Origin of the sequence: Nocardia sp. NPDC005745, assembly GCF_040630775.1 — a bacterium.
In the GTDB taxonomy this organism is placed as follows: Bacteria; Actinomycetota; Actinomycetes; order Mycobacteriales; family Mycobacteriaceae; genus Nocardia.
Genome location: NZ_JBEXYF010000005.1, coordinates 262,784 through 271,291 on the forward strand (window position 1 = coordinate 262,784; position 8,508 = coordinate 271,291).

The 8,508-nt window shown below is 68.7% G+C and carries 8 protein-coding genes; 7 read left to right on the forward strand and 1 reads right to left on the reverse strand.

The genetic code is table 11. The annotated features are described in order from the left end of the window. Window positions 1-27: 27 nt before the first annotated feature. Window positions 28-1,224, reverse strand: a complete 1,197-nt coding sequence (locus tag ABZ420_RS08245; protein ID WP_357118720.1) for a helix-turn-helix domain-containing protein — start codon at window positions 1,222-1,224, stop codon at window positions 28-30. Window positions 1,225-1,430: 206 nt separating this feature from the next. On the opposite strand from ABZ420_RS08245, the gene ABZ420_RS08250 reads away from it, so the two are divergent. The 7 genes from ABZ420_RS08250 (at window position 1,431) to ABZ420_RS08280 (ending at window position 8,374) form a co-directional block, all read left to right on the forward strand. After that, the gene (locus tag ABZ420_RS08250) at window positions 1,431-1,829 is read left to right on the forward strand and encodes a TOBE domain-containing protein (RefSeq protein ID WP_357118723.1); all 399 of its coding nucleotides are present in this window, start codon (window positions 1,431-1,433) and stop codon (window positions 1,827-1,829) included. A gap of 5 nt (window positions 1,830-1,834) precedes the next feature. Next, on the forward strand, window positions 1,835-2,620 hold the full coding sequence (gene modA, locus ABZ420_RS08255; protein ID WP_357118726.1) for a molybdate ABC transporter substrate-binding protein: 786 nt from the start codon (window positions 1,835-1,837) through the stop codon (window positions 2,618-2,620). A 50-nt stretch (window positions 2,621-2,670) separates the two neighbouring features. Next, complete coding sequence (modB, locus tag ABZ420_RS08260) at window positions 2,671-3,429, forward strand: molybdate ABC transporter permease subunit (protein WP_357118789.1); 759 nt, start codon at window positions 2,671-2,673, stop codon at window positions 3,427-3,429. Next, the gene (locus ABZ420_RS08265; RefSeq protein ID WP_357118729.1) at window positions 3,426-4,475 is read left to right on the forward strand and encodes an ABC transporter ATP-binding protein; all 1,050 of its coding nucleotides are present in this window, start codon (window positions 3,426-3,428) and stop codon (window positions 4,473-4,475) included. Before modB ends, ABZ420_RS08265 begins: the two co-directional genes overlap by 4 nt. Window positions 4,476-4,665: 190 nt before the next feature. Next, on the forward strand, window positions 4,666-6,099 hold the full coding sequence (gene rox / locus ABZ420_RS08270; protein WP_357118732.1) for a rifampin monooxygenase: 1,434 nt from the start codon (window positions 4,666-4,668) through the stop codon (window positions 6,097-6,099). A 98-nt stretch (window positions 6,100-6,197) separates the two neighbouring features. Continuing rightward, window positions 6,198-7,016 (forward strand): class II glutamine amidotransferase, encoded by an 819-nt coding sequence (locus tag ABZ420_RS08275; protein WP_357118735.1) that lies wholly within the window; start codon window positions 6,198-6,200, stop codon window positions 7,014-7,016. A gap of 179 nt (window positions 7,017-7,195) precedes the next feature. Then, window positions 7,196-8,374: a glycosyltransferase family 87 protein gene (locus ABZ420_RS08280; RefSeq protein ID WP_357118738.1), complete on the forward strand. Its 1,179-nt coding sequence runs from the start codon at window positions 7,196-7,198 to the stop codon at window positions 8,372-8,374. The last annotated feature ends 134 nt before the right edge of the window (window positions 8,375-8,508 follow it).

Sequence of the window (8,508 nt, forward strand, 5' to 3'; positions counted from 1 at the left end):
GGCGCTGCGCCCAATCGGACGACGGGATCAGGCTCCGTCCGACGCTCGGGCGAGGTCGAGTGCGGCCAGTGCCAGTGACAGTTCCACATAGTCGCGCCGACCTTCGAGCGGGCGCCCGAGCAAGGTCGAGATGCGGTGCAGCCGATTGATGACAGTGTTGCGGTGGCAGTGCAGTCGTGTCGCGGCGTGGGCCGCTGAGCAGTCGTGCGTCAACCAGGCCGCCAGGGTGTCGAGCAAGGTCGCGCGTTCGGCCGCGGGCAGAGCCAGAACCGGACCGAGAGTGTGCGTGACCAGCATGTCGGTCAGGTCGGCCGAGCGTACGAGAAGGGCGTGCTGGAAGCGCTCATGCAGCGGCACGAGGCCGGTCGCGTCCCGGGGCAAGGTCTGCAGGGTCAGCAGTGCCCAGCCGTGTGCGGTGCCGACCTGCGCCAGCCCGCCGACCGCTGGTGAGGCGCCCGCTCGTCCGCGGATATGCGGTTCGATCCGGCGCAGGACCGAGGCGACGTCGTGGCGCTCGACCGCTATCAGCCCGACCGTCGAGTCGACGCGATCGTGCCACACCGAACGGATGCCGACCGCGGCCAACGCGGCCTCGGTACCGGTGCGCACCGCCTCGCCTTCACCGCAGGCGACTACGACGAGAAAGGCGCTACCGGCCGGAAGGTTCAACTCGCGCGCGGCGCGCGCGGCGAAGGTGGTGTCGTGGGCTCGGCCCGCGAGCAGGTCCTCGATCAGGGCGTGCCTGCGGCGTTCGTCGCTGCGCAGCTGCTCGAGTTCGGTATTCCGGTAGGAGGTGACCAGGGACGAGGACAGTGCGTCGATCACGGCCCACAACCTGGTGCCCGCCGCACGGATCTCGCCGGGAGCGAGTTCGTCGGCCTTGTCGAGCAAGACCTCCCACACGATCCGGCCGCCGAGGCGGAAGGTGCGCAGCATGGCTTCCAGCGGCACACCCTGTTCGGCGCGGCGGCGGCCGATGGACGCGGCGACTTCGTCGTCGAACGCGGTGGCCGGAGCGCCCAGCAGGTCGAGGATGCGGGTCACATAGCGGCGGCAGCCGTCGACCAGGTCGGCGCGGGCAACCGTCGAATAGTCGGTCCACTCGGGGTTGTCGGTGAAGATCTCCGAGATCAGCCGGTCGGTCAGCGCCGGAATGTCGGCACGACAGGCGGCCGCGAGTTCCCGGGTGCGGGTCTGCGGAATCGCCTTCTTCGATGTCGACATGTCGCTGGAGGTCCTTCTCGTCGGCCGTGCGCCACGACTACGCGAGCGGCGGCGTACCACGACGGTATAGCCGACGAACCGGTGCGGTGGACCGGGTGGTCTCACGCCCGTGCTCGATTCTCGGCGGTGACAGCACTATCGTTCGTGCCGATATCGCGGTTCCCCTCGGTGATCGATACCGTGGATGCGGCAATATGCTGTACTTCGTGTCGAATCTACGGATCAGTGAAGTGGCCGCGTTGCTGGGGGTCAGCGACGACACGGTGCGTCGGTGGATCGATCAGGGCCGTCTGACCGCGATTCAGCTCGACAGCGGCCGCATGGGGATCAGCGGCCGCGAGCTCGCCCAGTTCCTGCGGGCCAATGCCGATGCGCCCGCACCCGGTGCGACGGTCGCGGCCTCGGCCCGCAACCGGATGCGCGGAATCGTGACCCGGGTGGTCAAGGACACTGTGATGGCGCAGGTGGAGATGCAGGCCGGACCGTTCCGGCTGGTGTCGCTGCTGAGCCGGGAATCGGTCGACGAGCTCGGTCTGGAAGTCGGCAGCGTCGCTGTCGCGTCGGTGAAATCCACGCACGTCGTCGTGGAGATACCGGAAAGTTGACGAGGATGAGAACGATTCGCAAATGGGGTGTCGCGGCCGCGACCATGTCGGCTGTCGTGACCGCGGCGGGCTGTGGTTCCGGCGACACGAGCGGGCACGCCGACGCCCAGCATGTGTCGGGCACGGTGACCGTGTTCGCCGCCGCTTCGCTGACCGAGACGTTCGGCGAGCTCGGCAAACAGTTCGAGGCCGCGCACCCGGGTGTCGAGGTGGTTTTCAGCTTCGGCGCGAGTTCCGCACTGGCCGAACAGATCAACCAAGGCGCACCGGCCGACGTGTTCGCCTCCGCCGCGCCGAAGAACATGCAGCAGGTTCGCGACAAGGGTTCGGTCACCGCCACGCCGGTCACCTTCGTGCGCAACCGGCTCGAGATCGCGGTGCCGAAAGGCAATCCCGGGCACATCACCGGGCTGGCCGATTTCGGCAGGACCGAGCCGAAGGTGGCCTTGTGCGCGCAGCAGGTGCCCTGCGGTGCGGCGGCCGAGACGGTGTTCCGGACCGCGGGCATCACACCGCGGCCGGATACCCGCGAGCAGGACGTGAAGGCCGTCTTGACCAAGGTCACCCTCGGTGAGGTCGATGCCGCGCTGGTCTATCGCACCGACGTCGAAGCGGCGGGAGGCAAGGTCGAGGGCATCGACTTCCCGGAATCGGCCGAGGCGATCAACGACTACCCGATCGCGCCGCTGGCGCACGCGCCGAACGCGGCGGCCGCCGCGGCGTTCGTCGAGTTCGTGACCTCGGAGAAGGCCGAGCCGGTCTTCGCCGCGGCAGGGTTCGACACCCCGTGATCGCGCCCTCGCGGCGGCGGGCGGTGCTCGGGCGGCGACCGGTCGCGCTGATGCTGCCCGCCGTCTGCGGGCTGGCGTTCCTGGTCGTGCCACTGATCGGGCTGCTGGCGCGAGCGCCGTGGTCTACCATGCCGGATCGGCTGCTCAGTGCCGAAGTCGGCCGGGCGCTGCGGCTTTCGCTGGTGTGCGCGACCGCGGCCACGGCGATCTGCTTGGTTCTGGGCATTCCGCTGGCCTGGGTACTCGCGCGCGCCGAACTGCCGGGGCGCGGACTGATCCGCGCCTTGGTCACCGTGCCGCTGGTGTTGCCGCCGGTGGTCGGCGGTGTCGCGCTGCTGCTGGTGCTGGGGCGGCGCGGGCTGATCGGACGGTACCTCTACGAATGGTTCGATGTCTCGCTGCCGTTCACCACCGCCGGGGTGGTCGTGGCCGAAGCGTTCGTGGCCATGCCCTTTCTGGTGATCTCCGTCGAAGGAGCCCTGCGGGCAGCTGATCCGCGCTTCGAGGAGGCGGCCGCCACGCTCGGCGCCACCCGCTGGTACGCCTTCCGCCGGGTCACGTTGCCGTCGGTGCTGCCCGGCGTCATCGCCGGTTCGGTGCTGTGCTGGGCGCGTGCGCTCGGTGAGTTCGGCGCCACCATCACGTTCGCGGGCAACTTCCCGGGCCGCACCACCACCATGCCGCTGGCGGTCTATCTCGCGCTGGAGAGCGATCCGGACGCCGCGATCGTGCTCAGCCTGGTGTTGCTGGCCGTCTCGGTCGCCGTGCTGGTCGCGTTGCGCGAACGGTGGATCAGGGGAGCGGTATGAGCTTGGAGGCCGACCTGCGGATCGACCGAGGACGTTTCGCGCTGGAGCTGCCTTTGGTCGCCGAACCGGGGGAGGTGGTGGCCCTGCTGGGACCGAACGGAGCGGGCAAGACCACGGCCCTGCGCGCTATGGCGGGACTGATCGCGTTGACCGGCGGGCACATCCGGGTGGACGGAACCACCTGGGACGCGCCACCGTCGGTTTTCGTGCCCGCCGAACGCAGGCGGGTGGGCGTCGTGTTCCAGGACTACCTGCTGTTCGGGCATCTGTCGGCACTGGAGAATGTCGCCTTCGGGCTGCGCGCCAGGGGGTATCGGCGCGCAGCCGCCCGCGCGCAGGCCACCGGATGGCTCGATCGGGTGGGACTGGCGGATTTCGCGGAGCGCAAACCGCGAGCGCTGTCGGGTGGGCAGGCGCAACGGGTCGCATTGGCCCGCGCGCTGGTCACCGAACCGCGGCTCTTGCTGCTCGACGAGCCACTCGCCGCGCTGGACGCCGGCACCAAGCTGCACGTGCGCTCCGACCTCGCGCACCATCTGCGCGACTACCCCGGCCACACCGTGCTGGTCACCCATGACCCGCTCGATGCGATGGTTCTGGCCGACCGGCTGGTCATCGTCGAGGACGGCGCGATCGTCCAGCAAGGACCGCCCGCGCAAGTGGCGGCGCGGCCCCGCTCGGATTACGTGGCCACGCTGATGGGTCTGAACCTCTACCGCGGCACCGCGCGTGGCACGCTCGTCGACCTGGACGGGGGCGGCAGCATCACCATCGCCGACCCCGCGCAGGGGCGGGTCCATGTGGCTTTCGGCCCCAACGCCGTCGGCCTGCATCCGCAACAACCCGTGGGCAGCCCGCGCAACTGCTGGCCGGTCACCATCACCGGTATCGAGCAACACGCTCACATCACACGGATCCGTCTCGACGGCACCCCGCCCGTACTCGCCGACATCACACCGGCCACCGTCGCCGAGTTGCGGCTGCATCCGGGGCAGCGGCTGTGGGCCGCGGTGAAGGCCACCGAAACGCGCGCGTATCCAGCGTGAAAAAAGAAAGCAAGGAGTCATGCACTCCTTGCCACTTTCAACATATATCGCACCCGGGGCCTTGCGGCAAGACCCCGGTCGTGCTGCACAATCTCCAGCCGAAGCCATAACCTGCGGAAATCGCGGATTCGCGGGGGTATGTGCGCTTCGGCTCCGATTGGGTTTCGCGGGATACAGGGATGGAGTTTGCGTGATCGATGTGATCGTCACCGGCGGCGGACCGACCGGATTGATGCTGGCCTGCGAGTTACGGCTGCACGGCGTGCACACGCTGGTGCTGGAGAAGGAGGCGGAGCTCACCGAGCGGTCGCGGGGGCAGGGGCTGCACGCGCGCAGCGTCGAGATGATGGACCAGCGCGGCCTGCTGGACAGGTTCCTCGCGGTCAGTAAGAAGTTCCAGGTCGGCGGTCTCTTCGGCGGCATCGTCAAGCCGTGGCCGGACCGGATGGACACGGCGCACCCCTACGGTCTCGCCAATCCGCAGACGGTCACCGAACGGCTGCTGAACGAGCGTGCTCTCGAACTCGGCGCCGAGATCCGCCGCGGCTGCGAACTGGTCGGGCTGACCCAGGACGAAGGCGGGGTGACCGTAGAACTGGCGGACGGGACACACTTGCGTGCGCGCTACCTCGTCGGATGCGACGGCGCTCGCAGCATCGTGCGCAAACAGTTGGGCGTGGGTTTCCCCGGCGAGCCGACCAAGGTGGAGACGCTGCTGGGCGTGATGGAGTTGACCGAGGACCCGGCGACGGTGGCCGCGATCGTCGCGGAGGTCCACCAGACCCAGAAGCGGTTCGGGGCCGCCGCCGTCGAGCACGAGGAGGGCGTGTACCGCATCGTCGTGCCCGCCGCAGGGGTGGCCGAGGATCGTGCGGCCGCACCGACGTTCGAGGAGTTCAAACAGCAACTGCGCACCTTCGCGGGCACCGACTTCGGCGCGCGGGCGCCGCGTTGGCTGTCCCGGTTCGGCGATGCCACTCGGCAGGCCGAGCGCTACCGGGTCGGCCGGGTGCTGCTGGCCGGCGATGCGGCGCACATCCACCCGCCGACCGGTGGGCAGGGGCTCAACCTCGGGATCCAGGACGCGTTCAACCTCGGCTGGAAACTGGCCGCCGAGGTCGACGGCTGGGCGCCGGAGGGGCTGCTGGACAGCTACCACACCGAACGGCACCCGGTGGGAGCGCGCGTGCTGGAGAACACCCGCGCGCAGATCACCCTGATGGGGGACGATCCGGGTGCGACCGCGCTGCGGGAGCTGTTCTCGAAGCTGATGGACTTCGAGGAGGTGAACCGGTACGTCACCGAGATGATCACCGCGGTCGGAGTCCGCTACGACCTCGGCGAGGGGCACGACTTGCTCGGCAGGCGGATGCGGGACGTGGGGTTGAAGCGGGGGCGCCTCTACGAGCGGATGCACGGCGGCCGCGGGCTGCTGCTCGACCAGACCGGCCAGCTGTCGGTGACGGGCTGGGCGGATCGCGTCGACCACGTCGTCGACGTCAGCGAGGAACTGGAGGTGCCTGCGGTGCTGTTGCGTCCGGACGGTCATGTGGCCTGGGTCGGTGAAGATCAGCAGGAGCTGCTCGGCCAGCTGCCGAAGTGGTTCGGCGCCCCCGTGGGCTGAGCGTGCGGTCATGATCCGAGACGGTGACCAGCGGGCTGGGTCCGATGCTGGTGGCCGAACGTCGCCTGCTTTGCTTCAATCGATGTATGTGCAGGTGGATGGCTTATTCCGGTGAGCCGATCCTGGCCGAGGAACTCTTGTTCCGGCCGGTGCATTCGTTGATCGATCAGAGCTTGCACTCCCGGCTCGGTGCGACGACCACAAACGGTGACGGATTCGGGATCGGCTGGTACGGCGAAGGTCCGCGTCCGGCGATGTTCAAGAACATCGAACCGGCGTGGAACGACCGCAACCTGCGGGAGATCGCGGCTCAGGTGCGCACGTCGCTGTTCTTCGCGCACGTGCGCGCCTCGACCGGGACCGAGGTGCAGCGCACCAACTGCCACCCGTTCCGGCACGGGCAGTGGTTGTGGATGCACAACGGATCGCTGCGCGGATTCCGGGAGTTCAAGCGCGATCTGATGACGGCGGTGGAGCCGGCGTTGTTCGCCGACATCGAGGGTTCCACGGATTCGGAAGTGCTCTTCTTCCTGGCGCTGAGCTTCGGACTCGTCGACGACCCGTTCGGCGCGGTCGCCCGCGCGGTCGGCTTCGTCGAGGACGTCGGCCGTGCGTACAAGGTCGAGGCCCCGGTGCAGATGACCGTCGCGACCACCGACGGCGCATCCATGTGGTTCTTCCGGTATTCCACGGAACGGCGATCACGGTCGCTGTTCTACTCCACCGATGTCGCGAAAGTACGTGCGCTGCATCCGGAGGTGAAAGCTCTCCGCCTGCTCGGTGAGGAGGCGCGATTCGTCGTTTCCGAGCCGCTGCGCGACCTGCCGGGGGAGTGGAACGAGGTTCGGGAATCGTCGGCCGGCGTCGTGCGCCTCGGTCATGACGAAACCCGCCCGTTCCACCCGATCGCCCCCTGACACACCATGTCGACCGCTGACCGCATGGCCGGAATCCGTTGTGCCGGTGCGTCTGTGCGTGTGCGTCGTGGCCTGCGTCTTGTGGGGGACAGGTGTGGCGATGGTTAGGCTGCGGCGTTGTGCGTGGGCTGTCGTCGGTATCGACGTTGTGGTTGGTGTGGGTGGTTACTCGGCTACTGATGGTTGTGTTCACCGGGGTGACGGTGTTGCCGCACAGCGTTTGGGATGCCTCGGCCGCGGACTTGACGCTGTACCGGGAATGGGCCGAAATCATCGTCGGTCGGAATGTTTTCCCGCTGGACGACGAGCGGTGGCAGTATCCGCCCGGAGCGGGGGTATTGCTGGCGGTGCCTTGGCTGCTCGGCGGCGGATTCGCCTACAACTGGTTGTTCTTCGCGCTGGTCGCCGCGGCGGATGCGAGTGTACTGAGTTTGCTGATCCGGGCCGCTCGTGCGGACGGGCGGGCAGTCGCGCAGACAGGGCCGTGGGTATGGACGGTCGGGGTGGCTTTGCTGGGCCGGGTCTGTTACGGCCGATTCGATTTGATCGTGGCCGCGACGGCGGCCGCGGCACTGCTGTGGTCGACGCGCCGACCGGCGTTGGCCGGCGCGGCCGCTGCCGCGGGCGTCTTGCTGAAAGTGTGGCCGGTGGTGGTCCTGCTGGGGTTGCGCAGGCGAACGCTATGGCGGATGAGTGCGGTGGCGGCCGGTGCCGGTCTGACGGCGAGCGTCGGATTGACGGCGCTGGGCCCCGGCGCGTGGTCGTTTCTGGAATTCCAGTCCAAGCGCGGGCTGCAGATCGAATCCGCCGCTGCCACACCGCTGTTGATCGCGCGTCTGGTGAACGGCGGATGGACCATCGTGCATCGTTACGGGGCCGACGAGTTGGCCGGGCCCGCGGTGTCCGCCGCGGCCCGGGCGTGCGTGGCCGCCGCTGTCGTCGGCGGTGCGATATTGCTGTTCACCTGGTGGCGTATGCGGCCCCCGGCAGCGGATCTCGCCTTGGCCGCGGTATTGCTCGCCTTGGTGACCAGCCGCGTACTCAGCCCGCAGTACCTGGTGTGGGCGGTGGCGGTGGCCGCGGTCTGCGCGCTCGACTCGCGCACCACGCAGCGGCCCGTGGTGATGCTGGTGCTGGCGACGGCGCTGCTGAGCCAGGTGGAATTCCCGTTCGTCTACGACCGGGTGGCTACCGGAAGCTGGCCGGGAGTCATTGTTCTGACACTGCGCAACGGCCTGCTGCTCTGCGCCACAGTGTGGTCCGTGGCGCGCCTGCGTCGCGACGGAACTCGCACATTTCGCGCCTACCCGGGATCGCCCCGGTCCGTGAGCAGACCGACCGCCGCATCGTCCCGCTGAACGACGCCCGCTGCCGCTCCGTTAGCCGGTGCGGTCCGCGGTGGCGAGGATCCGGTCGACCAGTTGGTCGAGGTAGTCGGGGGTGAGCCCTCCCATGCCGAAGAGAATCCGGATGTAGAGGGGGGCGAGGATGT

Bases quoted from the DNA above. Each gene is read 5' to 3' on its own strand.
- ABZ420_RS08280 (WP_357118738.1), top strand. From the start codon at position 7,196: ATGGTTGTGTTCACCGGGGTGACGGTGTTGCCGCACAGCGTTTGGGAT.
- ABZ420_RS08275 (WP_357118735.1), top strand. From the start codon at position 6,198: ATGGCTTATTCCGGTGAGCCGATCCTGGCCGAGGAACTCTTGTTCCGG.
- ABZ420_RS08265 (WP_357118729.1), top strand. From the start codon at position 3,426: ATGAGCTTGGAGGCCGACCTGCGGATCGACCGAGGACGTTTCGCGCTG.
- ABZ420_RS08245 (WP_357118720.1), bottom strand. From the start codon at position 1,224: ATGTCGACATCGAAGAAGGCGATTCCGCAGACCCGCACCCGGGAACTC.
- modB (WP_357118789.1), top strand. From the start codon at position 2,671: ATGCTGCCCGCCGTCTGCGGGCTGGCGTTCCTGGTCGTGCCACTGATC.
- modA (WP_357118726.1), top strand. From the start codon at position 1,835: ATGAGAACGATTCGCAAATGGGGTGTCGCGGCCGCGACCATGTCGGCT.